General features: G+C 41.7%; 22 protein-coding genes and 1 tRNA gene. 10 read left to right on the forward strand and 13 right to left on the reverse strand.

The window, feature by feature from the left end; all coding sequences use genetic code 11:
- The 4 genes from ACQ2HE_RS09885 to ACQ2HE_RS09900 all read left to right on the forward strand — a co-directional run.
- The coding region (locus ACQ2HE_RS09885; RefSeq protein WP_430902444.1) for an RHS repeat domain-containing protein at positions 1-449 on the forward strand (449 nt) is incomplete at its 5' end.
- 45 nt (positions 450-494) lie between these two features.
- Positions 495-1226, forward strand: a complete 732-nt coding sequence (locus ACQ2HE_RS09890) for a hypothetical protein (protein WP_430899977.1) — start codon at positions 495-497, stop codon at positions 1224-1226.
- A gap of 739 nt (positions 1227-1965) precedes the next feature.
- Complete coding sequence (locus ACQ2HE_RS09895; protein ID WP_430899975.1) at positions 1966-2400, forward strand: hypothetical protein; 435 nt, start codon at positions 1966-1968, stop codon at positions 2398-2400.
- A 929-nt stretch (positions 2401-3329) separates the two neighbouring features.
- Positions 3330-4142 carry an MBL fold metallo-hydrolase gene (locus ACQ2HE_RS09900; RefSeq protein WP_430899973.1) on the forward strand — a complete coding sequence of 271 codons (813 nt, stop codon included), beginning with the start codon at positions 3330-3332 and terminating at the stop codon, positions 4140-4142.
- Here the strand turns inward: ACQ2HE_RS09900 and ACQ2HE_RS09905 are convergent.
- Positions 4101-5510, reverse strand: coding sequence for an ATP-binding protein (locus ACQ2HE_RS09905; RefSeq protein WP_430899971.1), 1410 nt, complete (start codon positions 5508-5510; stop codon positions 4101-4103). The genes ACQ2HE_RS09900 and ACQ2HE_RS09905 overlap by 42 nt on opposite strands.
- Before the next feature lie 490 nt (positions 5511-6000).
- Here ACQ2HE_RS09905 and ACQ2HE_RS09910 point away from each other — a divergent pair, with 490 nt between their 5' ends.
- Both ACQ2HE_RS09910 and ACQ2HE_RS09915 read left to right on the forward strand, forming a co-directional pair.
- Complete coding sequence (locus ACQ2HE_RS09910; protein WP_430899969.1) at positions 6001-6696, forward strand: helix-hairpin-helix domain-containing protein; 696 nt, start codon at positions 6001-6003, stop codon at positions 6694-6696.
- 141 nt (positions 6697-6837) lie between these two features.
- Positions 6838-7977, forward strand: coding sequence for an acyl-CoA dehydrogenase (locus ACQ2HE_RS09915; protein ID WP_430899967.1), 1140 nt, complete (start codon positions 6838-6840; stop codon positions 7975-7977).
- A 478-nt stretch (positions 7978-8455) separates the two neighbouring features.
- Here ACQ2HE_RS09915 and ACQ2HE_RS09920 read toward each other — a convergent pair whose 3' ends face one another.
- The 7 genes from ACQ2HE_RS09920 to ACQ2HE_RS09950 form a co-directional block, all read right to left on the reverse strand.
- Complete coding sequence (locus ACQ2HE_RS09920) at positions 8456-8629, reverse strand: hypothetical protein (RefSeq protein WP_430899965.1); 174 nt, start codon at positions 8627-8629, stop codon at positions 8456-8458.
- Positions 8630-8733: 104 nt separating this feature from the next.
- Positions 8734-9969, reverse strand: a complete 1236-nt coding sequence (gene clpX, locus ACQ2HE_RS09925; RefSeq protein WP_430899963.1) for an ATP-dependent Clp protease ATP-binding subunit ClpX — start codon at positions 9967-9969, stop codon at positions 8734-8736.
- Positions 9970-10091: 122 nt separating this feature from the next.
- Positions 10092-10721 (reverse strand): ClpP family protease, encoded by a 630-nt coding sequence (locus ACQ2HE_RS09930; RefSeq protein ID WP_430899961.1) that lies wholly within the window; start codon positions 10719-10721, stop codon positions 10092-10094.
- Between the two features lie 37 nt (positions 10722-10758).
- On the reverse strand, positions 10759-11451 hold the full coding sequence (locus tag ACQ2HE_RS09935) for a ClpP family protease (protein ID WP_430899959.1): 693 nt from the start codon (positions 11449-11451) through the stop codon (positions 10759-10761).
- A 186-nt stretch (positions 11452-11637) separates the two neighbouring features.
- A complete protein-coding gene (gene tig / locus ACQ2HE_RS09940; RefSeq protein WP_430899957.1) occupies positions 11638-13017 on the reverse strand; it encodes a trigger factor in 1380 nt (459 codons plus the stop codon).
- Positions 13018-13088: 71 nt separating this feature from the next.
- Entirely contained in the window at positions 13089-13919 is an 831-nt protein-coding gene (locus tag ACQ2HE_RS09945) for a universal stress protein (RefSeq protein WP_430899955.1), read from the reverse strand.
- A gap of 193 nt (positions 13920-14112) precedes the next feature.
- Positions 14113-14194: transfer RNA gene (locus ACQ2HE_RS09950), tRNA-Leu, on the reverse strand.
- Between the two features lie 94 nt (positions 14195-14288).
- Here ACQ2HE_RS09950 and ACQ2HE_RS09955 point away from each other — a divergent pair.
- From ACQ2HE_RS09955 to ACQ2HE_RS09970, 4 genes are all read left to right on the forward strand, one after another.
- Positions 14289-16523: a RelA/SpoT family protein gene (locus ACQ2HE_RS09955; RefSeq protein ID WP_430899953.1), complete on the forward strand. Its 2235-nt coding sequence runs from the start codon at positions 14289-14291 to the stop codon at positions 16521-16523.
- A gap of 88 nt (positions 16524-16611) precedes the next feature.
- Positions 16612-17877, forward strand: coding sequence for an adenylosuccinate synthase (locus ACQ2HE_RS09960; protein ID WP_430899951.1), 1266 nt, complete (start codon positions 16612-16614; stop codon positions 17875-17877).
- A gap of 92 nt (positions 17878-17969) precedes the next feature.
- Positions 17970-18434, forward strand: coding sequence for a hypothetical protein (locus ACQ2HE_RS09965; protein ID WP_430899950.1), 465 nt, complete (start codon positions 17970-17972; stop codon positions 18432-18434).
- A gap of 20 nt (positions 18435-18454) precedes the next feature.
- Positions 18455-19762: an anthranilate synthase component I family protein gene (locus ACQ2HE_RS09970; RefSeq protein WP_430899948.1), complete on the forward strand. Its 1308-nt coding sequence runs from the start codon at positions 18455-18457 to the stop codon at positions 19760-19762.
- 17 nt (positions 19763-19779) lie between these two features.
- Here the strand turns inward: ACQ2HE_RS09970 and ACQ2HE_RS09975 are convergent, their stop codons facing one another.
- The 5 genes from ACQ2HE_RS09975 to rny form a co-directional block, all read right to left on the reverse strand.
- The gene (locus ACQ2HE_RS09975) at positions 19780-20895 is read right to left on the reverse strand and encodes a lytic transglycosylase domain-containing protein (protein WP_430899946.1); all 1116 of its coding nucleotides are present in this window, start codon (positions 20893-20895) and stop codon (positions 19780-19782) included.
- A gap of 117 nt (positions 20896-21012) precedes the next feature.
- Entirely contained in the window at positions 21013-22461 is a 1449-nt protein-coding gene (gatA, locus tag ACQ2HE_RS09980; protein ID WP_430899944.1) for an Asp-tRNA(Asn)/Glu-tRNA(Gln) amidotransferase subunit GatA, read from the reverse strand.
- A 20-nt stretch (positions 22462-22481) separates the two neighbouring features.
- On the reverse strand, positions 22482-22715 hold the full coding sequence (locus tag ACQ2HE_RS09985) for a Sec-independent protein translocase subunit TatA/TatB (RefSeq protein WP_430899942.1): 234 nt from the start codon (positions 22713-22715) through the stop codon (positions 22482-22484).
- A gap of 115 nt (positions 22716-22830) precedes the next feature.
- Complete coding sequence (gene rplS, locus ACQ2HE_RS09990) at positions 22831-23199, reverse strand: 50S ribosomal protein L19 (protein WP_430899940.1); 369 nt, start codon at positions 23197-23199, stop codon at positions 22831-22833.
- Between the two features lie 87 nt (positions 23200-23286).
- A complete protein-coding gene (rny, locus tag ACQ2HE_RS09995; RefSeq protein ID WP_430899938.1) occupies positions 23287-24846 on the reverse strand; it encodes a ribonuclease Y in 1560 nt (519 codons plus the stop codon).
- Positions 24847-24876 lie beyond the last annotated feature (30 nt).

The raw sequence follows: 24876 nt of genomic DNA on the forward strand, positions 1-24876 counted from the left end.
CTCTTGCCGGACGTCCAAAAGCTTATTTGAACTGGATACTGGTTGACGAGCAGTTCAAGTTTGTAAGTGGCAATCCGGATATTGTAGGAGCGAATGAAACCTTCAAGGTTCACCAGTTTACAGATTTGCCGGTGAGCAAGAATGGCTATTTGTACGTATATGTAAGCAATGAAACACCAAATATTGACGTATATTTTGATAATTTACAAGTAACTTTAACAAAGGGTCAAATACTGGAGGCGACGCACTATTATCCGTTTGGGCTAACTATGAGTGGGATTTCCTCTAAAGCAGTAGTAAGCTTAAATAACAAATATGGGTTTAATGGGAAGGAAAAACAGGAGAAAGAGTTTTCAGATGGAAATGGTTTAGAGCTTTATGACTTCCATGCAAGAAACTATAATCCTCAAATAGGGCGTTGGCATAACCTTGACCCATTGTCGGATTAGACTCCCTCCATATCTCCCTTTGTATTCGTGATGAACAATCCAATAATGTTGGTAGATCCAGACGGAAGGAAAATTAGTGGGGATACAGCAATGGTTGATAAACTAGAAAATGCCGCGGGTAGTATTATTAAAAGCGAAGAAGCTAGACAGGTGCGTTTGCAAAAAAGGATTGATAAGAGAATAGCAAAAGGCAAAAGTACTGACAAGCTAGAAGCAAAAATGTCTGATTCAAAAGCAAGAGTTGATGAAATTAAAGGATTGCTTTCTGACATATCAAATCTTAGAAAGTCAACTCAAGAGTATCATATCAATAGCAATTGGACGCCTACCGGTGTTAGTGGTATTGATGGGGAAACAGTCTATAACCCTCAAACTGGAGCTATCGATGTAAATATAACTGCTTCTTACGGTATTGCTGGTTTGGCGCATGAGTTAACACATGCTTTCCAATTCGATCAAGGACTAACTGATTTTAATTTAGATGGCATAAACAGGGGCTATCTTCATGACATTACTGATGAGCAAGCAGCGTATCGAAGGCAGTTTGCAATAAATGGAGGAATAAAGGGTAAAAGTAGTAGGTCTCAAATAGCTGATAGTTGTGTTAGAGGTCTGAGTACACAACATACATATCTTCCAGCTTTTCATATGAATAAGAAAGCACCTCTACAAAAACTTTTTATGTTTCACGGAACGATTAATCTAAAACTAACATATTATCCAAGTTTTGGACATGCAATTAAGTCTTATCAAGATGCTAAAAAATATTCTTTTTAAGTTTAACATAAAGGTAGATGAAACAAATAGTCATTTTGCTTTTTACATTTCTCTTGCTGTCATGTACTAATAAGCTGTTTATGGGATCTTATTTTGAGGATAAGTGCTATGAAAGTTTAAGGGGGCATCTTTTTGATGGTAATAGAATTTGTTTTCAAACGGATGGGAAATTTAAATATATCGGACATGGGCCTTCCGTTTTTGTATCCGAAGGGATTTGGAAGTTCGAAAAGTCGACTAATGAGATTGAACTAATCTCTCTTAATACAAATAACTTTATAAATAGAATAGATACAATGTGGATAGACTTGACGGGGAAAAGAATTGAAGTTAAGGGTAGCAATAAACTATTATTTGAAAATGTATCGTATAAGTTAAAGTAGATAAGTAAATAGATGGTGAGGTCAAAAGAGCGATGTCTATATTTGGGAGTATCAAATATGTTTAATTAGATAAGTATTATATAATTTCCAGCTTGTAGATTCCAGTGATGCTAAGTAATATGGAATGCAGTTGTAGGTGTACAAATTAGAAAGTAGTATTTCTTCCGATCAAACATTGTGTTTTGGCCCACGTAATCCCATTGGTTATTAATTGCTAAAAGACTTCAGTATACATGCTAACTCTTCTTTCTTCAATGACAGCTTTAGGTCACCCGAATGTATCTGATTCCTGTAAAATTGAATTTTATAATGCTACTTTAAGAGAAAACGAATAAAAAAACTCGAAATTTACTTGCATGAGAAAGCTGGTCAAGAAAATTAGTTTTGTTCTGTTAGTGCCTTTTTTTTCATTTGTTTGTTTTTCAAAAAGAGTCACCAATAATCAGATAGAGGTTGTGAATAAGTTGCCAATCTCGGTTTATTGTGTCCCCAATTTTGGATTTTCTGACTCTAGTTTTAAGTTTACTAGTAAAGAATATATTTTGGCTAATGACTCGATATTCCATGTGAATGCTAAAACCAACAAAAAGCTTTTCCGCCTGCCTCTTACTGATACAATTGGTCAGAAATTTCTCTTGAAATTTGACACGCTAGAAGTTTTCGTATTCGATGAAAATGTTATCAAGGAGAAGTCGTGGGAGGAAATTATAGGGCGCCAGCTTTATTTAAAAAGGTTGACTTACTCCTTTAAAGAAATTACTTGTAATAATTGTAAGGTTGTTATAAAATAAAACCCGGTTTAAGAACGAAATACTCAGATCGTATGTTTTTAGACCTTCTAGCATGTTAAATTGTTTAAATGCAATACATGGGAGTTCCATTCGGCGACATAGCAGTTCACGCACCTATTCCTTTTCCTGTTCGCTCCTCTGCATGGAATGAAATAAATTCGCTTATTAATTTTGTTAGCGATTTTTATGTTCAGAACATGAACGGATACAAGCCTGTACTTACTCAAAATAATAACAAGAGGTTTCGGAAAATAGGCCCGCCGCGATAAATCGCGGCGGGCTTTTTATATTGAGCGCATGTAGATGCGCGATTTATCGCGCAGACCAACTTCCTGTTCATTCTCCTGTATGGACCGAAAAAGATATCTTTGATCTAATTATTTCGAAATCCTGATTTTATTACTGTGTACAGCTTTTGTGCCTTTAAAGGCAAATCCCGACAAGCCCCACTCAATCACCAAACAACTCAATACCTCCAGCACTTTTCTTGTAACTTTTTGGTTACCCACCACTTGTGGATAACATCCTACCCCCCATTTTACCATTCCGGCGCCTAATACGGTAAATTTGACCCGATTTTAAGTATCAACTATGAAATACAATCAAACCACATTGGATAAGTTAGAAAGGATCCTGGAAGAATCGGGCTATATCGTCCGTTACGAGCGTGGGACTTTCCAAAGCGGGTACTGTATCCTAGAACAAAAAAAGGTAGTTGTTCTGAACAAATTCCTGCAAATGGAAGGTCGTATCCATACTTTATTGGATATCATCCCCCAGGTTCAGCTAGATGTTGAGGCCATGATGCCGGAAACCAAAAAAATGTACGACGAGGTATTGGCTCGCGTAGAAGCATAAATTCTTAATTAAGGCCCTCTATCGATTGCAAAAGCCCCGGATTGTATTCGGGGCTTGCTTATTTTTGTAAAGTGAATTGTCCTCCTATCAAAGTAACCTTTCTTGGCACCGGCACTAGCAGCGGTGTGCCCATGATCGGCTGCTCGTGCGAAGTGTGTACTTCCACCGATAAACGCGATAACCGACTCCGCTCCAGCGTACTCATCGAATCGCCTACCACCACCCTTATTATTGACACCGGTCCCGATTTCCGCTACCAAATGCTCCGTATCAACAACCGGAAACTGGATGCGGTTTTGTTCACCCATCCGCACAAAGATCATGTAGCGGGGCTCGACGATATCCGCGCCTACAATTTCTTTACCCAACAACCCATGCATATCTATGCGAATGAAATGACCCAGGAAGTCCTGATTCGCGAGTTTCCCTATGCTTTTGCCGATAAGAAATACCCCGGCGTTCCGGAAATTGAACTGAATACCATTTCGGTAGAGCCGTTCATGATCGGCGACCTGCCCATTCAACCCATCGAAGTATGGCACCTGAAAATGCCGGTACTGGGTTTTAGAATCGGCAATTTTACCTATATCACCGATGCCAATAGAATTGAAGAAGAAGTTTGGCCGCTGATCAGTAATGGAGAAGTACTCGTTTTAAACGCCCTTCGAAAGGAAAAGCACATTTCTCATTTTACCTTGAGCGAAGCCATTGAAATGGGAGAGAAGCTGAACAACACGCAAACCTACTTTACTCATATCAGTCATCAGCTAGGCACACACGAAAAAATCAGTAAAGAATTACCGGAGGGAATGAAGTTGGCCTACGATGGATTGCAACTCGAATTAAACGGCTTTAGCGGTATGTCGGGAAATAGTATCGAATAAATCAGTGGGTTTAAACGGTTTCGATACATAGCCGTTCATGCCTACTTCTTTGGTGCGTTCTTGCACATCGGAAGAGGCCGAAGCGGTGAGGGCTATAATAGGAATTTCTGGATTGAATTCCCGAATATGTTTAGTAGCGCTGTACCCATCGAGCACAGGCATTTGTAAGTCCATTAGAATGATATCATACTTCCCATCTCGGGCTTTGCCAACAGCATTGAGTCCATTTTCTGCTACTTCTACTTTGGCATTCCAATTGGTCAGCATTTTTTCGGCCACCATTACATTGAATTCCACATCTTCTACTAGCAATACCGATACACCTTTTAAATCGGTAGAAGCCCGGTGGTGAGCTGGTGATGCCACCACCGTGTCGGCCACTCCCTTTTTAAAGGCAACGCTAAAGTAAAATCTGGATCCACGGCCGAGTTCACTTTCAACAAAAACTTCACTTTTCATGAGGTGCAACAGGCGTCGAATGATGGCGAGCCCGAGCCCCGATCCCCCGAATTCTCGGGTGATGTCGGTGTTAGCTTGTGAAAAGTGGTCAAAAATGACGCTTTGTTTTTCTTTTTCAATCCCAATACCCGTATCTGTGACCGAAAACTGAATCTCCAGTGAGTCGGCCGTGGTTCCGATTACTCTAACTTCTATTGTAATAGTGCCATTATTTGTAAACTTGATTGCGTTCGAGACCAGATTGTTCAATATCTGACTGAGTCTTACATCATCAGCCATAATTGAGGATGGGATATCTGTATCTAAAAACACTTTCAAGGCATTACCTCTTTCTTCTGCTCTGATCCTGTTGGCCATTTTAATATTGTTCACCAACTCCTTCAGATCAATAGCTCTTTCAGATAGTTCAATTTTTCCTTCTTCAATTTTGCTGAAATCCAATATGTCATTAATCAAGCTCAATAAATTCTCGGCAGAAATATTCAGTGCGCGAAGGTTTTCCAATTGTGATGGAGAACGTTCTTCACTCATCATTACATGCGCCATTCCAATGATCGCATTCAACGGTGTTCTGATTTCATGGCTCATTACCGATAAGAAATCGGTTTTCGCTTTTGAAGCCAGTTCTGCTTTTATATTGGCCTGTATTAATTGTAACTTAACTTCTTTGGTTTTCTGCAATTGTTCTTCTAACAAATTCAAATCCTGCTCTAAACTTGTATTCAACAAACTTTGCTCGTTTCTCAACACCAGTTGAATACGCTTCAACGATTCCATGTATGCATCGTGCTGCTGCTCTAAGCTTGCCAGCAATTGATTTGCATCTGAAGAACCTTCCAATTGCATGAATTGGGGTACTCCTTTACAAGCATAATAGGTCTGGTTGATTTGCTGAAATAAATCACGCATAGTCTCAGGAATTGCCTCCGTGCGCAGGCAAGTCTCTATTTGTGAGGCTAATAGCGGATGAAATTTCATACAGTTGGATTTAATGTCTTCTCTTTGATCGAACAGTTTGTTTTGATACTGTGGTACCTAAGGGCTACCCTTTTTTTGGAGTTCGTGTTAAAACCGGAATGGGTTGTACACGCAACTGTTCATTAGAAGCAACTGTATGTTCTTGAATATAATGGGTTAGTATTGCGCGAAAAATATAATAAGTAGTTCGAGTAAATTTCTTTAGCCATAGGATTGTGTTAAGATTAAGTTGTAAATTTTTCATTAAAACCTGTTTTTCTTCTAACATTGTTCCTGATCACAAAGTCGTACATAGTATAAACGGGAAAGCATCTGCGAAAATATACGAGGGCCCATAATTAGGGGTTAGCACGTATCCAACCTAAATAGTATCACTAACTGACATGAGGGTAAAGTATTAAAAACACCCATTTTTAGTTCTATGGAACCGTCTGTATTTCAATTTTCAGCCCGCGAAAGAGCCGGCATTTTGTTGCTTTGCATCATCACCGTTACAGCATTTCTACTCCCAACCATACTAAAACCCAAACCGAAAATTCCCGCCAATCTAGAAGTATTAGTATGGGAGGCCTACGATACCTTGTACGAACAACAATATCATAAATACGACTCCGATGCGCGGACTCTTCCCAGTTCTGCCAACTACTACAAGCACAACCGCTCTTCTTTTAAAACAGACTCCTTTCGCAAACCCTTCTATCCAAGAACAGGTTTTCAGTCTACTAAAATCGACATCAATAAAGCCGATTCAGCCCTCTGGGAATCCCTTCCGGGTATTGGTCCCGGATTCGCGGGGCGTATCGTGAAGTTTAGAGCCCGATTGGGTGGGTTTGTGTCGGTTGATCAGGTGGCAGAAACATTTGGGTTGCCCGATTCTACCTATAACAAGATAAAGCCCTATTTAACCGTTAGTAAAGCATGCCCGGTACAAATGTCGCTGAACTACGACTCTGAGGCCGTGTTCAAAGCACATCCCTACTTTCGATGGAAAATGGCCAAGCAACTGATTGCTTTTCGCACCCAACACGGACCTTTTAAAGAGTTGTCAGACCTGCTGCAAGCCAATTGGATGAACGATTCGATCTACAATAAATGGAAGCCCTATCTCAAACTTTGAGTATAGAATCTGAGGCAGTGCGTTCAAAAGGGGCCTAATAGGAATAGAAATGATCTAAAATGAAGAGAATTAACAAACAATAAATACGAACATTTGTTAGTTATCTGAAAATACCTTTAATTTGTTTAACGTTTGCCAACTATGAATTTTCTTACCTCAGAATTGACGCAGCAAGTATCCGAATCTACCCGTGAATTCGCGAAGCAATACATCAAACCCCATGTAATGGAGTGGGACGAAACTCAACACTTCCCCATTGAATTGTTCCATGAAATGGGAAAGCTGGGATTGATGGGTGTATTGGTACCCGAAGAATACGGTGGGGCCGGATTGAGCTATTATGAATATGTAAGCATTTTACAAGAGATCGGTAAAGTGTGTGGCTCTATTGGTTTAAGTGTGGCGGCTCACAACTCTTTGTGCACCGGTCATATTTTAACCTTTGGAAACGAAGAACAGAAGAAAAAATATTTACCCAAACTGGCCACTGGTGAATGGATCGGCGCCTGGGGATTAACAGAACCCAATACCGGTAGCGATGCCGGTAATATGAAAACAACGGCAGTTCGTGATGGCGATCATTGGGTACTAAACGGTACCAAATGTTGGATCACCCATGGAAAGTCATCGAATGTAGCAGTGGTAATTGCAAGAACAGGCGAAGCAAGAGCGAAAGACAATGCTACGGCCTTCATTGTTGAAAGAGGGGCGCCCGGATTCAGTGCCGGTAAGAAAGAAAACAAATTGGGAATGCGTGCTTCTGAAACCACTGAAATGATCTTTGATAATTGCAGAATACCCGATACAAATAGAATGGGCGAGATCGGTTCAGGTTTCAAACAATCATTGAAAATATTAGACGGTGGTCGTATTTCTATTGCTGCCCTTAGTTTGGGAATTGCACGCGGTGCTTTTGAAGCGGCCACGCAGTACTCAAAAGAACGCCATCAATTCGATCAACCCATCTGTAATTTTCAGGGTATTTCTTTTAAGCTAGCCGATATGGCTACTGAAATTGAAGCTGCAACCTTGCTAACACTTCAAGCCTGCGATCTAAAAATGCGGGGCTTGCCCATGACCAAAGAATCGGCCATGGCAAAATACTATGCAAGTGAAGTAGCGGTAAAAGTTTCCAACGAAGCCGTGCAAGTTTTTGGAGGCTATGGTTATACCAAAGACTTTCCGGTTGAAAAATATTATAGAGACAGTAAGTTGTGTACTATTGGAGAAGGTACATCTGAAATTCAAAAACTTGTGATCTCTCGAGAAGTTTTAAAATAGCCTAGTCGAATGTTTAAGGTTGCTTGTCTTGTGTAACCCTTCTGTGAATCTTCACGGGAGGGTTTTTTGTTTGCCGATGTGTAACTGCTAAAGTTTTACTACTGATCACCTTAAGATCAAGTTCTGAGTTATTGAGTTTTTAGTTTTTGAGTTTTGCGCAGCTTGGGGTGTTCACCGCAGAGAGCGCAGAGAGCGCGAAGGAGTCGCAGAGAATTTTCTTTTCATTTGCATTCTTTTTTTTTCACCGCAGCGGTCCTTCGACTGAACTGATATCTCTTTGTGATACTTCTTCCACTTCTTCACCTTTGCGACAAATAGCGCAGCGAAGCTGCACAAAACTCACAACTCATTCTACTTGAAGAACTGAAATCTCTTTGTGATACTTCTTCCACTTCTTCACCTTTGCGACACATAGTGCAGCGAAGCTGCACAAAACTAAAAAACTAAAAAACTCACTACTTACAACTCAAAACTCACACTACTCTAAAAAATCATCCTCCTGCTTCGGCCCATACTTATCAAACAACTTATCAATCGCCCCACCAAAAATGGGGAATTTATCTTTCGCAAAATTCTTGATAATATCAATAGCCTTATATGCTTGCGCCTCTGTTAAGCCGGCTTCCATTAATTGATCGATGAGTTGTTTCATACAAAACGATTTTCGATGAGTAGCTAAGGTAAAGAAAAAAGTCCCGCATTGCGGGACTTCAAAATCTTATAACATATTACTTATAACTCAAAACTTACCACTCACTAAGCCACTTTCAATAAATTAAACTTGCTCTTATCGAATTTCAATCGAGCATATTCCAGATCCAAATGGAAGCTGGTTTCTTTGGAGCTCGGTAATTCAAACATCGCATCTGTTAGAATGCTTTCGCAGATGCTTCTCAAACCACGTGCGCCTAGTTTGTACTCAATTGCTTTCTCCACCATGAAGTCCAATACTTCATCGTCGATCGTTAGTTGAATTCCCTCCAGATCAAACAATTTCTTGTATTGACGCATCAATGAGTTTTTGGGCTCCGTAAGAATAGCACGCAGGGTAGGAGCATCCAAAGGATTCAAATGCGTTACCACCGGCAAACGACCTAACAATTCAGGGATCAATCCGAAGTTTTTCAAATCGGTTGCATTGATGTATTGCAACAAATTCTTCTTCATGTGTTCCTGCAATTCTTTGTTCACGTTGAAACCAATGGCATTGGTGTTCACACGACGTGCAATTACTTTGTCAACGCCATCAAAAGCGCCACCACAAATAAACAGAATGTTTTGTGTGTTGATTTTGATGAGTTTTTGTTCCGGATGTTTTCTTCCTCCTTGTGGTGGAACCAATACATCCGTACCTTCTAATAATTTCAACAAGCCTTGCTGTACGCCTTCTCCACTTACATCGCGGGTGATAGAAGGATTGTCGCCTTTGCGCGCAATCTTATCGATCTCGTCAATGTATACAATGCCTTTCTCAGCAGCATTTACATCGTAGTTACAAACTTGCAACAAACGCGTTAAAATACTTTCTACGTCTTCACCTACATAACCGGCTTCGGTAAACACCGTTGCATCAACAATCGCAAACGGAACGTTCAACAAACGAGCAATGGTTTTTGCAAGCAAGGTTTTACCGGTTCCGGTTTCACCTACCATTACAATATTGCTCTTCTCAATTTCAACTTCGCCTTCTGCAGGTTTTTGTTGTAAACGTTTGTAGTGATTGTATACAGCCACAGACAATACTTTTTTAGCATCGTCTTGTCCAATGATGTATTCGTCTAAGAATTTCTTTACTTCTATGGGCTTCTTAACGGTTAGTTTAAATCCGGAAGTGGAAGTGCCGTCTTGACGTGTTGACAGTTCTTGTTCAATGATTTCTTGCGCATGGTCTACGCAGTTTTCACAAATATGTCCTTCTTGGCCGGCGATCAAAATCTTCACCTCATCGCGGCTGCGACCACAGAATGAACAATGTAGGGTTGTTTTTGCCATAGTAAATGTAAGTGTACAAAGTTATTCAACTAAAACGCCAAATCCCAATAAAAACCCCAAAATCATAGGCTTTTTGAGCCAATTTTATGATTTTGGGGGTATAAGAAGCTAGTATATTACTCTTAAAGAGAGGTAACGATCTGATCTGCAATGCCGTACTCGATTGACTCGTTGGCATCCATCCAGTAGTCGCGATCGAAATCTTTCATGATCTGGTTCACTGTTTTGCCACAGTTTTCAGCCAAAATCTTGGCTCCCATCTCTTTTACTCTCTTGGTTTGTTTGGCTTGAATTTCCAGGTCGATGCTTACACCCTGAATATATCCACCCAAACTTGGTTGGTGAATCATTACTTCTCCGTGTGGGTAAATGAAGCGACGGCCTTTTACGCCACCACTCAAAAGAATGGATCCCATGGAAGCGGCCAAGCCCATACAAATGGTACTTACCGGACTCTTGATCATTTTCATGGTATCGTACATTACCATACCACTGGTAACAACACCACCCGGGCTGTTGATATAAAATTTGATTTCTTCGCCTGGTTTATCAGCGTCTAATAACAACAATTTACTTACTACATCTCTTGCGCTTTTATCGTCTACCACGCCCCACAAATACACACTTCTTTTTTCAAAGAAATATTGTTCGAGTTTTTTGCTGAACATCATCAAATCACTCTTTGGGGTTTCTTCTTTTTCCTCTTCGTCGTCGGATCTCCAATCAGAAAATAAATAAGGATTCTTATGCATAATTTCTTTTTTAATAGAATGGTGGAATCAAGTTGATTTAGTCTTTCTTTTCTTTGCGAGGATTGATCAACAATACTTCGTCAACCAAACCATAATCTTTTGCTTCCAAGGAGGTCATCCAATAGTCGCGTTCGCAATCTTTTTCAACTTGCTTAACGGTTTTACCACTGTGGTAAGAAATGATATCGTATAAGTTCTTTCTAACTTTTTTGATTTCATTCACGGTGATTTCAATATCACTTGCTTGACCACCGATGGCTCCACTTGGTTGGTGCATCATAACACGACTGTGTTTCAATGCAGTTCTTTTTCCGGGTGTACCTGCGCACAGCAATACTTGCGCCATCGAAGCAGCCATACCAATACAAATAGTGGCTACATCGGGTGTGATGTATTGCATGGTGTCGTATACACCTAAACCGGAATACACGCTACCGCCGGGAGAGTTGATGTACATCTGAATGTCTCTTCCTCTGTCGGTACTTTCCAAAAACAACATTTGTGCAGTAATGATATTGGCAACCTCATCATTAATAGGGTATCCCAAAAAGATGATACGGTCCATCATCAAACGGCTGTAAACATCCATTACGGCAATGTTCATTGGGCGCTCCTCAATGATGTTGGGGGTTAAATTGGTCACGTTGTGTTTTACATATGCATCCAATGTATTGCTACTGATGCCTCGGTGCTTCACAGCATATTTTTCAAATTCTTTTCCGAAATTCATATCGAATGATTGGTATTTAAAAAAGCAATTTACTTCATTGTTAGCAACCAAATACCGTGCTACTAAAAAAAGCCGTCAATTTGGCGCTTCCCTCGGGTTCCGGGCAATAAAAAACCGGGAACCAGTTACAGGTAAACGATGTTTTTCCTGTGTTCTTGTTCCCGGTGGTTGATTATTTTTCAGCTATTAATGGTGGTGGTGCTGGTGTTTCTCGATCTCTGCAGTGAATTCTGCCACACTTACAGGTTTCTCTACTGCTTGCACTTGTTTGTCGGCCCACTCAAACACTTTTTCCATCTGAATTCTATGATAAGAATCCTCAACAAACTTGCGGTCTTGCATCATCTTGTTCACATAATCAGCGATCCAAGGCTGCTCTTCATCCATAGAAGCCATTCCCATATAACCAAACAATTGCGCTTTTGCAAAAGCCTTGATATCATCTGGGGTTACTTGGAGGTTTTGTTCACGACTTACTTTGTCGGTGATCAACGTCCATTTCAATTGATTGATGAAAGAAGGATATTCTTGAGCGGCTTGTTCTTCTGTTTTTGGTTGTTCACTACCCACTTGCAACCATTTTTTCAAGAAAGATTCAGGGAATTCAATGGTTGTGTGGTCTAACAAAACATGGTACAACTCGTGCTGCAAGTGGTTGCTGCTTTGTTTGTCCCAATAAGCTTGAATATCTTCTTTGATTGCGGTGCGGAATTCAGCTTCAGTAGCGATTGCTTTTCCGGGAAGTGCTGCATTGAAAAACTCATCGTTCATTTCAGCGCGCTCAACCATTCCAACTTTTGTAATGGCAAGGTTGAAGTATTTATCGCCGGCTGCTTTATCGTGCTTATCCAATCCCAAATCGCCCATTACCCACTCTCTTTCTTTTTCATCGAAAGCAGTGTTTAATTGGATGGTAAGGGTGTCGCCTGCTTTTTTACCGATCAAGCTGGGGCGAGTTGCTTCTGCAAAATATTTAACCAACAATGAATTGTCTTTAGAAATACCACCTTCTACTACAGAACCGTCTGCGTTTGCCTCAGTGAACTGAACGTTCAATACATTATCGTCGCCGGTAGTAGTTTCGGGGTCGGTCATTTTACCATGACGCAATTGAAGACGGTTTACTTCTTCTTCAACCATTTCATCCGTAACAGTTACTTTGTAACGGGTAGGATGTTGCTTTGACAAATCTGCCACTTGGAAATCAGGTTTCAACCCAATTTCAAAAGTGAAGGTATAGTCGGCAGGTTTGTTCATATCAATTTGACGAGCGTCGTTGTCGCCAAAGGGAATAGGTTGACCGAAAATTTCCAACTTTTCGTCGTTCATGTATTTGTTCAACTGTGTTTCAACAGTGCGCAATACTTCTTCAGTGAAAACAGCAGGACCGTGCATTTTTTTGATCATGCCGGCAGGCACCATTCCTTTACGGAACCCTGGAATGTTAGCTGTTTTGCTATAGTGCTTCAATGACTTCTCGAAAGAAGGTAAGTAGTCGTCTTTGGCTACTACTACTGTTATTTTTTCATTCAGCTGGCCGAGCAGCTCTCTAGTGATTGTTGCCATAATACTTTTGAATTGGGGGGCAAAGGTAGGGTAATTCAGCTTCTTTTTGGGGCTAAATTTTCAATTTTACCTTATTCCTCGGTTGTTTCAGGCAGCAGGAGCAATGGGATTCGCGACTTATAACTCAGCCCTACACTAAAGGGCTCTTTAAAGATGCGCTCAATGAATTGGTGACGGTGGGAGAGAAGCGTGAGTAGATTCGTGTGATGGGACTCGGTGTATTCCATAAGTCCTTGATTCACATCTGTATGATAGAAAGTTTCAAAGCTAAGCGTTGCTTCCGGGAAGTACTGCATCCAGTCAATCTTTCGGATTTCAGGAAACAGTTCCACACTATTCTCCGACTTATTGATATGTAGTAAAGTGAGTATAGCGTGGTAGCGATGAACCAATTCTTTTATACACCGGATAGGGTGGCGTCGAATATCTGAAAATTCGTCAACTGCAATTACAATTTTCTGAAAATTAATGGCTTCGAAGTCCGCCGGAATCAACATCAATGGAATCGATGTATTTCTAAGGACCTTCGTTGTTGTACTCCCGATCATTTTAGCGAGTCCACCGCCACTGCCCTTGAGCCCAAGTACAATTAGGTCTGACCTGTTTTCCTCTGCAAATTCTAAAATGGCTTCTTTTGGATTTCCCAGTAAAACGGTGTTGGATATTGCAGTTAAACCGGTTTTTTGCAGTTCTTCTACAAGCTCGTTCATTTGATGTTGGTATTCAGCTTGTAGTGCCGAAGCATTGAGTTGTAAAAAATCCGTTTCGGGAACCGGTATAGGAAGGTTGTAGGCGTATAATAGATGTAAATGGGCTTGAAAATCCAGCGCCAATTTTGCAGCCGTTCGAGCGGCAACCGTTGAGGCGGGCGAAAAGTCGACAGGAGCAAGAATCTGAAACATAGCAGTGCAATTTTGATAAAGCTAGTTGTTGTAGATGCCAAGCTAGGTGACTTAGATGGTAAAGAAGGCTGATATTGGTCAGGCCTTCGCCGGCTCTTTTTGAAATTGGGCCCTATCCTTCGTTTTATATATCCTGAGGCCCAAGTCTAATGCCTAATCCAAAAAAAAGCCCCCACTTTGTGGGGGCTAACCGTGCGCATGGAGGGACTCGAACCCCCACGGATCGCTCCACCAGATCCTAAGTCTGGCGCGGCTACCAATTACGCCACATGCGCGTAGTTTGATGTGCAGGAGCGCAAAGGTAACTATTTCATTCTATTTACAAAACGCTCTTTTCTTAGTATATTCGTGATAATAAGAAAATTGTGGATGGAAGCGGTACCTGCCTTGCCTAAATATAATCTGAATGAAGAACAGGAAAAGAAACTGATCTTACGCGAATACCGGTCTTTATTAAGGGGGTTAAAACCCAAATTAAAGCCCGGTGACAAAGAATTGGTGCGTTTGGCTTTTGAAATGGCCGCCGATGCGCATAAAACCATGCGTAGGAAAAGTGGCGAACCCTATATTCTTCACCCCCTCGCTGTTTCTCGAATTTGTATTGAAGAAATTGGACTGGGCGTTCGCTCCAGTATTTGCGCTTTACTACACGATACAGTAGAAGATACCGACATCACCCTGGAAGATATTGAACGTGAATTTGGAGGTGAAATCACCCGTATTGTAGATGGACTTACAAAAATCTCCAATGCGATCGACGTCAATGGGTCGCAACAAGCCGAAAATTTCAAGAAGATTCTGTTGACCCTAACCGATGATCCGCGTGTGATCCTGATAAAACTTGCTGATCGCTTGCACAACATGCGTACCATGGATTCCATGAAGCGTGAAAAGCAATTGAAGATTTCTTCTGAAACAGTTTATGTGTATGGCCCGCTGGCACACAGAATGGGATTGTACAACATCAAAACGGAATTGGAAGACCTTTCCATGAAATACATGGAGCCCGAAGCCTATCGGGAAATCGCTCGTAAATTGGCAGAGACCAAAAGAGAAAGAACCCGCTACATCAACGAGTTCATCAAACCAATTAAAGACAAACTCGAAAAAGGACAATTCAAATTCGAAATTTACGGCCGGCCTAAAAGCATTCACTCTATTTGGAATAAAATGCGCAAGAAAGGGGTGGAGTTTGAAGAAGTGTACGACTTGTTCGCCATTCGTATCATTCTTGACTCTCCAACTGAAAAAGAGAAAGAAGATTGTTGGAAAGTATATTCTTTTATCACTGATGAATATACGCCTTCGCCCGAACGTTTGCGCGATTGGTTGAGCAATCCAAAATCGAATGGTTACGAAGCATTACATACAACCGTGATGGGTCCACAAGGACGATGGGTAGAAGTTCAAATTCGCACCAAGCGGATGAATGAAATTGCAGAGAAGGGTTTGGCGGCTCACTGGAAATACAAAGAAGGCGCTTCCGATGAAAGCCGCTTCGATAAATGGTTCCAACAAATTAGAGAAGTACTCAATAATCAAGACAATGATTCTGTTGATTTTCTGCAAGACTTCAAAACAAGTTTTCTGGCAGAAGAAATTTACGTGTATACGCCAAAGGGAGATGTAAAAATGTTGCCGGTTGATTCTAGCGCACTTGATTTTGCCTTTTCCATCCACAGTGCCGTAGGATCGCAATGTATTGGCGCCAAAGTAAATCACAAACTGGTTCCCATTTCTCACAAATTGAGAAGTGGTGATCAAGTGGAGATCATTACTTCGGCCAAACAAAAGCCCAATGAAGATTGGTTGCAATTGGTGGTAACGGCCAAAGCGAAAGCTAAAATTAAAGATGCGCTTAAAGAAGAAAAGCGGAAAGTTGCCGACGAAGGCAAATACATCTTACAACGTAAGTTAGAAGGCATGGGGGCGGCATTCAATCAATACAATGCTGAAATACTCGCAGTGTTCTATAAACTGAACTCCACACTTGATCTTTATTATCAGATCGCCATCAAAAACATCGATCTGAAGGAACTAAAAGAATTTACAGTACTCGGCGACAAACTGGAGCCTCCTAAGCCGGTACGTCCCATAATAGAAACAAAAATTGAAGGCGTTCCGCAGCCCCTGCCAAAAAAGGATGCAGAGCTCATCATTTTCGGGGAAAGCAGCGATAAAATTGTTTACAACCTAGCTAATTGTTGTAAACCCATTCCGGGCGACGACGTTTTCGGTTTTGTTACTACCGGAAAAGGCCTTACCATTCACCGCACCAATTGCCCCAATGCGGCTAAACTGCTGGCCAATTACGGACATCGGGTGGTGAAAACTAAATGGGCTAAAAACAAGGAGATTTCCTTTCTTACCGGTCTTAAAATTGTCGGTCTGGATGATGTGGGGGTTATTCATAAAATCACCAACCTCATTTCCGGTGAATTGAGGATCAATATCAACGCTTTAACTATTGAAGCTAAAGACGGACTCTTTTTCGGAAACATTCGCGTGTATGTACATGATAAAGACGAATTGGAGGAATTGCTCGACCGGCTGAAAAAACTACCCGGAATTGAAAAAGTAGACCGTTACGACACCGAGAACTAAGCTTTTTCCACTTTTTTTTGAGAACTGGGGTATTCCATTTCGATTACCCTATTTTTGCGGCTTAGAAAAACCGTAAAATCAATCTTTAATGGTAGACGTTCTTTTAGGACTTCAATGGGGTGATGAAGGAAAAGGTAAGATAGTAGATTACTTCGCCCCTAATTACGACATCATCGCCCGTTTTCAGGGTGGTCCCAACGCAGGTCACACATTGTATGTAGATGGCAAAAAAGTAGTACTCCATCAAATCCCATCAGGAATCTTTCACGACAATATCATCAACCTTGTAGGTAATGGAGTGGTATTGGATGCAGTAACTTTCAAGAAAGAATGTGCTTCTGTAAGCAGCTTTGGTGTTGATTACAAGAAAAACTTATACATCTCTGAGCGCACTCACATGATTGTTCCAACGCATCGCGCTTTGGACAAAGCTTCTGAGTTGGCGAAAGGAAACGATAAAATTGGATCTACTTTAAAAGGAATTGGTCCTGCTTATATGGATAAAACAGGTCGCAATGCGCTTCGCGTGGGCGATTTGCTCCATAAAGATTTCAAGTCGAACTATTTGAAGCTTCGCGAAAAGCACCAAAAGTTGCTTGACGGAATGGGCTTTACGGAAGATATTTCCGCTTGGGAAGAAGAATTCCAAGAAGCAGTAGAGTTTCTTCGTGGCTTCAAAATTGTAAAAGGCGAATACTTTATCAATAATTTGTTGAGTCAAGGAAAGCGCATCATGGCTGAAGGTGCTCAAGGAAGCATGCTGGATGTGGATTTCGGTACCTTCCCATTCGTTACCTCTTCAAATACTATTTCAGCAGGGGTTTGTACCGGATTGGGTATTGCTCCTCAAAAAATTCGCGATGTAATTGGTGTTACCAAGGCATATTGTACTCGTGTAGGAAGCGGTCCTTTCCCAACAGAATTGCATGAAGAAGTAGGTGAAACATTGAGAAAGATCGGTAATGAGTTTGGTGCTACCACCGGTAGACCGCGCCGTTGCGGATGGATTGATTTGGTTGCCCTTCGCTTTGCTTGCATGGTGAATGGTGTAACTAAATTAGTAATGACCAAGTCGGATGTGCTCGATTCATTCAAAGAATTACAGGTATGTACTTCGTATAAAGTTGATGGAGAAGAATCAAATGAAATTCCGTTCCAAATGAACAATGTTACCATTGAGCCTGTTTTGAAATCGTTCAAGGGCTGGGAACAGGACATTTCAAGCATCAGAGACGCCGCTGCGTTGCCTGAAGCAATGAAAACCTACATCGATTTTATCAATAAATACCTAGGTGTAAATGTTGATTATATCTCAAACGGCCCCGGCCGCGAGCAATTAATTACTGTCGCCTAAAAAATCGAGTTGTAACACAATAAAAAAAATCCAAAAAAATTTTGGCTATTTAAAATCTTCGCTGAAATTTTACATCATAATCTTACCAGAATATGGCAGCAAAATCTGATAAGGGGAAAAGCACAAGCAGTAAATCTGCGCCCAAATCACCAAAGGAAACAACCCCCAAAGAATCTTCTAAACCGAAAAAACAGTTAGAAGAAGACGACGACGATGATCTTGAAGATGAAGAACTAGATGAAACGCCCAAAAAAGGTGCTTCAAAAGCTTCCTCTAAAAAATCAAAAGGTGATGACGATGACGACGACGACGATGACAGCGATGACATCGACGAAGTTGATGATTGGGATAAAGTAGATGAAGACGATAATTGGGACCCCGATTTCGACGAATTCGATATTCCAAAATCCAAAACCAAAAAAGCAACCGGCGGCGGCAGCGGTACCCCTAAGAAAGGTAAAGCAGACGACGATGACTTGGGTTTAGATGACGACTTCAAAGACATGGATCTTTTTGATGACGGTGGCGGCTTTGATGACGACGACGACGATTATTAATCGTTGAAAGTTATCCTTGAATGAAGAAAAGAGTCTACGAATATTTTAACGTAGCCGATATCGTTACATTCAATATACAATTGCTGAACTGGAGCACCCGGTTCAGCAATTTTTGTTTAATGGATAGTAACCAACAATCGGACAAACTGGGATCAATCCAAAAAATGGTCGCAGCAGGAAGTGTTGTGCACCTGCAATGCAATGCAGGTAATGCTTTCACGGAACTCGATGCATTCATTGCGCAAAACAATGATTGGGTTTTTGGACATCTGGGTTACAACCTAAAAAATGAAATTGAAACCCTTGAATCAAAGTTGCTCGATCCAATTGGCTTCCCTGATCTCTATTTTTTTGTACCGGAAATTGTATTGGAAATAAGCGATTCTCGGATTCATATTGGTTCGGTGAACAAAAGCCCCCAAGCAGTTTTCGAAGAAATTCAAACAGCATCAACAGTTCTGCCGCCTGCGGCCAGAGAAGAAATCCTGCCAATGCCTAGAATGACCAAAGGCGATTATATTGCCACTGTAAAATCCATTCAACAAAACCTCTTACAAGGGGCTTGTTATGAATTGAACTACTGCCAGGAGTTTTTCTCTTCCAACACCTTCATTCATCCCCCGGCTGTTTTTGATGCGTTGAATCAAGATCTGCAACAACCCTTCAGTGTTTATTATCAGTGGAATTATTGCTACGCTATGAGTGCCAGTCCGGAACGATTCATTGCTTATAAGGAAGACTATTTGTGGTCGCAACCCATGAAAGGAACTGCTAAACGAATTCACGACGATGCGGCTGCCGATGCCGCACAGCGGCAACAATTAATGATGGATCCGAAGGAGCGCGCTGAAAATATTATGGTGGTAGACTTGGTTCGAAACGATTTGTCTAAAGTATGTGTTGCCGGAACAGTGACTGTTCCTGAGCTCTGCAAAGTGATGAGTTTCCCGAAAGTGCATCAGATGATTTCGACCGTAAAAGGAAAGCCCATTGCAGATATCGGATTAGGAGCAATTATGAAAGCTTGTTTCCCGATGGGTTCTATGACCGGCGCTCCGAAGAAAAAAGTAATGGAGCTGATTGAAAAGTACGAATGCTCGAACCGGGGCCTTTTCTCCGGCAGTATAGGATATATTAAACCGAATGGTGATTTTGATTTCAATGTGATGATTCGCTCTGTATTTTACAATCAAAACACGGCTTATCTGTCGTTTCATACAGGATCCGGAATCACGTATTATGCGCAGCCGGAGCGGGAATACGAAGAATGTTTATTGAAAGCAGCCGCCATAAAAAAAGTGCTAACCGAGGTCAGCACTTTAAAGTAATTAGCTTGGGTGGTTGTTTAGTGGCGAACTTGAACAGGATCAGTACATACCGCACCGCCACTGAGTAAATACTGAACTGATTCGTTCAATATTTGATATTTATTGGTTACAAATACTTCCATTTTTTCGGCTGGTAACTTCAATTCATAACTGCTAGCGCCGGCAGCAATTACCTTGTCGAAATTAGGATTGTAACGGTTGAATTCGTTGATATCCATGGCAATGATTCTAGCGATGATTTCCGAATGGTATTTGCCGGAGATCTTCATTGTTTTTACATTGTCCATTTCTTTTTGACTCAAATTTCTGCTTGCTACGAAGTTAGAAACAGCGCTCAATTGCTCGGTTGTTTCCGCTTTGGTAAGCGTGGTAATACCACCCTGACCTTCGAACACATAGTGCGTACCAATGAACTTCTTTACGTGGTTTCTGGTTTCGTTGGGCAAATAGCGTTGCAGATCCCAGAAATTACGGCTTTTGCTCTTTTTAATGGCACTGTAAACATTTACCGGTCCACCATTATAGGCAGCAATAACCAAAAGCCAGTCTCCAAACTCGGAATACAAATCTCTTAAGTACTTGGCGGCAGCATGGGTACTTTTAATAAAGTCTTTGCGCTCATCCACTTTTCTGTTCACTTTTAAGCCCAATGTGCGTGCGGTTTCTGGCATAAACTGCCATGGCCCAACAGCACCGGCCCAAGAAACAGCAGAGCTTTTTAGTTGAGATTCAATTACTGCGAGGTATTTCAACTCGGCGGGAAGAGAGTAGCGTGTGAGAACCGCGTCCATCATGTTGAAGTAGGGGCGGGCCCAACCCTTCATTTTCAGAAGGTCTTCGCCATTTTCTTCCATATAATCTTGTACAAAGCTAACGGCTCTAGGGTTCAAGCGAATTCCTGAGGCAGAGCTGAGGCTGGATTCGAACAAATTGGGTATGAATCGCTGAAGCGTATCCTTTTTAGCCGCCTTGCCCGGAGCCATCACAGAATCCGTTAGGGTGGTAACCCTCATTACTTTTTTGCCGCTGCTGTTCGATGCTGTCTTTTTGGAGCCACCTTTAGCAGGCTGACCAAAAGCCAACAACGTTAAGCTTACGCTCAAAATAGTGAGCATCAATGTTTTTTGCTTCATCATCATTTTGTTTACTACACAATACCGACACTACAATAGGACTGGATTAAAATGATGTTTAGCATAGGACTATCGGAAGAAGCCTACCAAAAACAGCGGTCGTAATAAATGGTTTTTCTATTGCTTACTGTCTTTATAGGCAGCCATCCATTGGTTGGATAACTGGAGCAAAGATAACTCCGAAAATCGGTTTGTCATAACTTGCACCCCGAATGGTAAGCCATTACTGTGCCAAAAAAGCGGGAGAGAGATGCCGGGAACCCCGGTAAGGTTGGAAAAAACTGTAAAAATGTCAGCCAAGTACATCGCAATGGGGTCATCCGACTTTTCGCCGATGGGAAAAGCCGTACTTGGAGCATTGGGAAGAACGAGGGCGTCGAATTGATTGAAGATCAGGTTTGTTTTGTCCACTAGTAAACGGCGGACTTGCTGGGCGCGGGTGAAGTAGGCGTCGTAGTACCCTGAACTAAGTACGAAAGACCCCAGCATGATGCGTTTTTTGACCTCCCAACCGAAGCCTTTTGACCGTGTTTGGCAGTAGAACTCGTTGAGGTCGTTTTTTTTATCCACATGCCTGAATCCATACTTTACCCCATCAAATCTGGAGAGGTTAGAGGAGGCTTCGGCCGTGGTAAGAATATAATAGGTAGGAACAATATAATCGAGGTATTCGAAAGAAACCGGGCAAAGCTGGTGTCCGTCTTTCTCTAAACGGGAAAATAATTCCCTTAATCGGCCGGCAATTTCAGGATCTAGGGCCGGGCTTTCGATCGCTTCTTTGAAATAAGCGATTTTAAGGGGTTTTCCGGGGGCCTTCAAGGCCTTCGAGTAGGCTTCAGGGGCTTCGGTATGGGCTGTGCTATCGAATTCATCGGGGCCACTGATCACTTCCAGTACGAGGGCATTATCGGGAATGTTCTTTGAGAAGATGCCTATTTGATCGAAAGAGGAGGCATAGGCGATCAATCCATAGCGGGAGATCCGACCATAAGTTGGTTTCAGTCCCACAATTCCACAGAAGTCGGCCGGCTGGCGAACAGATCCACCGGTATCGCTACCCAAGCTCACCATGCAGCAATCCATTTGTACTGCTACCGCCGAGCCACCGGAAGAGCCACCGGGCACTTTGGTAGGGTCGATGCCGTTCAATACTTTTCCAAAGGCGGAGTGTTCATTGGTAGAACCCATGGCGAATTCATCACAATTGGTAGTTCCAATGATTATGGCACCGGCATCTAAGAGTTTAGTTACAGCCGTTGCATTGTAAATACTTTTGAAGCCTTTGAGAATGTTGGAGGCGGCAGAAAGCGGATGGTCTTTATAAGCAATTACATCTTTAATTGCAATTACAACGCCGTGTAAAGATGGGAGAGGAGCGCCTGCTTTTCGGGCAGCATCTTGAGATCGAGCGGTTTCCAAGGCTTCTTCAGCAAAAACATGAACAAAGGCGTTCAGATGCTGATGAACTTGGATCTGCTCTAAATAAAACGTAACGGCCTCTTCGCAAGAAGTAGTGCCGTTACGCAATTCAGTATGATATTGTTCTATTGAATCGTACTTAAACACGAGAAAGCCAAAAACCTAAACTAGTGAGCGGAACTTGATTGTTGTTTGTCTTTTTCGTTCATACCGTCTTCGATTTCCTTCTTCACGTTGTTTTTAGCATCGTTGAATTCACGGATACCTTTACCGATACCTTTCATGAACTCAGGGATTTTTCGGCCACCAAAGAGTACGAGAACGGCTAACACAATCAGAATCCATTCAGAGCCACCAGGCATACCGAGTAGGAATATTGGTTTAATTGTAGCTAATAACATGAGGTTAAATTTTGAACTTGCAAATTAGGGTTTTTCATGAATATTCATAACAAAAGAGGTGCCATTATTTGACACCTCACTTGTTACACGAATGTTATTACAGTATTGAATCAGCTTATTTAGCAGACTCAACAGCCATTCTTTTTTCTTTGATACGAGCACTCTTACCGAAACGCTCTCTCTGGAAGTACAATTTCGCTCTGCGAACACGACCTGACTTATTCAACTCAATTGAGTCAATATTAGGTGAATACAAAGGGAAAGTTCTTTCAACACCAACACCGTCAGAAATTTTTCTTACAGTGAAGCTGGCAGTTGCGCCAGTACCTTGACGTTTGATAACATCACCACGGAAGCTTTGGATACGCTCCTTACCACCTTCGATGATTTTATAGTTAACAGACACATTATCACCAGCTTTGAAGTTGGGGAATGTCTTTTTCGTTGTCATTTGCTCGTGTACAAACTGAACTGCTGCGTTCATGATCTTTTAATTTAAGGGATGCAAAGGTAAGGAAAAATTGGATATTTCACCTTTCTTTCCAAGATTTTTTCAAATTACCTGCTAAAATTAGCGGGCGATGTTTACTGCACGTTTCTCGCGAATTACGGTTACTTTGATCTGTCCGGGGAAGGTCATTTCATTCTGAATCTTCTGGGCGATCTCAAAGCTGAGCTTATCTGAGTCATTATCAGTCACTTTCTCCGCTTCTACAATCACACGAAGTTCTCGACCTGCCTGAATAGCATAGGCTTTTTCAACTCCGGTATAGGCCATGGCCAAGTTCTCGAGGTCTTTGATACGCTGCAAATATTGCTGCATAATTTCACGACGAGCACCGGGACGTGCACCGCTAATAGCGTCACAAGCCTGGATGATAGGAGCAATTACGTATTGCATTTCCATTTCATCGTGGTGAGCACCAATAGCATTCACAACAGCCGGGTTTTCACCGTATTTCTCGGCCAATTTAGCTCCCAACAAGGCATGGCTTAATTCTGATTCTTCATCAGGCACTTTTCCTATATCGTGAAGTAAACCGGCTCTTTTTGCCAATTTCGGGTTCAATCCCAGTTCTGCAGCCATGGTCGCACACAAATTAGCCGTTTCGCGGCTGTGCATCAACAAGTTCTGACCATAAGAAGAACGGAAACGCATTCTTCCCACCATACGAATCAATTCTTTGTGCAAACCGTGAATACCCAATTCAATCACCGTACGTTCTCCAATTTCCATCACTTGCTCTTCAATTTGACGGCGGGTTTTCTCCACTACTTCTTCAATACGTGCAGGGTGGATACGACCATCGGTCACCAATCGCTGCAAGCTTAAACGAGCGATCTCTCTTCTCAATGGATCGAAGGAAGAAAGGATGATGGCTTCAGGAGTATCGTCTACAATCAAATCCACACCGGTAGCCGCTTCAATAGCGCGGATATTTCTACCCTCTCTACCAATGATCTGACCTTTGATTTCGTCACTTTCCAAATTGAACACCGTAATGGAGTTCTCAATGGCTTGTTCCGCAGCCGTACGCTGAATGGTTTGAATGATGATTTTACGGGCTTCTTTATTGGCTTTTTGCTTGGCGTCGTCAATAATTTCTTGTTGAACTGCCAATGCTTGCGTTTGGGCTTCTTGTTTCAAGCTTTCTACCAATTGGGTTTTTGCCTCGTCGGCTGTTAAACCGGCAATTTTTTCCAATCGGCGAATGTGCTCTTCTTGGTGCTTTTCAAGTTCGGTTCTCTTCAAGTTAACTACTTCGATCTGACGGTTCAAATTGTCTTTGATCGCTTCGTTTTCTTTGATTTGTTTGTCGAGACCGCTTTCTTTTTGATTGATGCTTTGTTCTTTCTGACGAATCTTGTTTTCAACTTCGTTAATCTTGCGATTACGTTCGTTTACTTCCTTATCGTGGTTCGCTCTTAATTGAACAAATTTCTTCTCGGCTTCCAGTTCTTTTTCCTTTTTCAAGGTCTCTGCTCTCAGTTCTGCTTCTTTCAGGAGGATCTGTGCTTGCTTTTCTGCCTCGTCAATTTTCTGTTGGGTGTTTTTTGCAAAGATGAATTTCCCAGCAATGATTCCCACCACTAAACCGACTCCTCCTATGATGTAGGTGATAATTTCCATTGGTAATCAATAGTTTATATTATGGTTAAG

The organism is Endoryza foliicola (assembly GCF_050589245.1).
GTDB lineage: Bacteria > Bacteroidota > Bacteroidia > Chitinophagales > Chitinophagaceae > Endoryza > Endoryza foliicola.

Excerpts from the sequence above, each read along its gene's own strand:
- ACQ2HE_RS09890 (WP_430899977.1), top strand. The coding sequence starts at position 495 with ATGTTGGTAGATCCAGACGGAAGGAAAATTAGTGGGGATACAGCAATG.
- ACQ2HE_RS09895 (WP_430899975.1), top strand. The coding sequence starts at position 1,966 with ATGAGAAAGCTGGTCAAGAAAATTAGTTTTGTTCTGTTAGTGCCTTTT.
- ACQ2HE_RS09905 (WP_430899971.1), bottom strand. The coding sequence starts at position 5,510 with ATGCGTGATTTATTTCAGCAAATCAACCAGACCTATTATGCTTGTAAA.
- ACQ2HE_RS09910 (WP_430899969.1), top strand. The coding sequence starts at position 6,001 with ATGGAACCGTCTGTATTTCAATTTTCAGCCCGCGAAAGAGCCGGCATT.
- ACQ2HE_RS09915 (WP_430899967.1), top strand. The coding sequence starts at position 6,838 with ATGAATTTTCTTACCTCAGAATTGACGCAGCAAGTATCCGAATCTACC.
- ACQ2HE_RS09920 (WP_430899965.1), bottom strand. The coding sequence starts at position 8,629 with ATGAAACAACTCATCGATCAATTAATGGAAGCCGGCTTAACAGAGGCG.
- clpX (WP_430899963.1), bottom strand. The coding sequence starts at position 9,969 with ATGGCAAAAACAACCCTACATTGTTCATTCTGTGGTCGCAGCCGCGAT.
- ACQ2HE_RS09930 (WP_430899961.1), bottom strand. The coding sequence starts at position 10,721 with ATGCATAAGAATCCTTATTTATTTTCTGATTGGAGATCCGACGACGAA.
- ACQ2HE_RS09935 (WP_430899959.1), bottom strand. The coding sequence starts at position 11,451 with ATGAATTTCGGAAAAGAATTTGAAAAATATGCTGTGAAGCACCGAGGC.
- tig (WP_430899957.1), bottom strand. The coding sequence starts at position 13,017 with ATGGCAACAATCACTAGAGAGCTGCTCGGCCAGCTGAATGAAAAAATA.
- ACQ2HE_RS09945 (WP_430899955.1), bottom strand. The coding sequence starts at position 13,919 with ATGTTTCAGATTCTTGCTCCTGTCGACTTTTCGCCCGCCTCAACGGTT.
- ACQ2HE_RS09955 (WP_430899953.1), top strand. The coding sequence starts at position 14,289 with ATGGAAGCGGTACCTGCCTTGCCTAAATATAATCTGAATGAAGAACAG.
- ACQ2HE_RS09960 (WP_430899951.1), top strand. The coding sequence starts at position 16,612 with ATGGTAGACGTTCTTTTAGGACTTCAATGGGGTGATGAAGGAAAAGGT.
- ACQ2HE_RS09965 (WP_430899950.1), top strand. The coding sequence starts at position 17,970 with ATGGCAGCAAAATCTGATAAGGGGAAAAGCACAAGCAGTAAATCTGCG.
- ACQ2HE_RS09970 (WP_430899948.1), top strand. The coding sequence starts at position 18,455 with ATGAAGAAAAGAGTCTACGAATATTTTAACGTAGCCGATATCGTTACA.
- ACQ2HE_RS09975 (WP_430899946.1), bottom strand. The coding sequence starts at position 20,895 with ATGAAGCAAAAAACATTGATGCTCACTATTTTGAGCGTAAGCTTAACG.
- ACQ2HE_RS09985 (WP_430899942.1), bottom strand. The coding sequence starts at position 22,715 with ATGTTATTAGCTACAATTAAACCAATATTCCTACTCGGTATGCCTGGT.
- rplS (WP_430899940.1), bottom strand. The coding sequence starts at position 23,199 with ATGAACGCAGCAGTTCAGTTTGTACACGAGCAAATGACAACGAAAAAG.
- rny (WP_430899938.1), bottom strand. The coding sequence starts at position 24,846 with ATGGAAATTATCACCTACATCATAGGAGGAGTCGGTTTAGTGGTGGGA.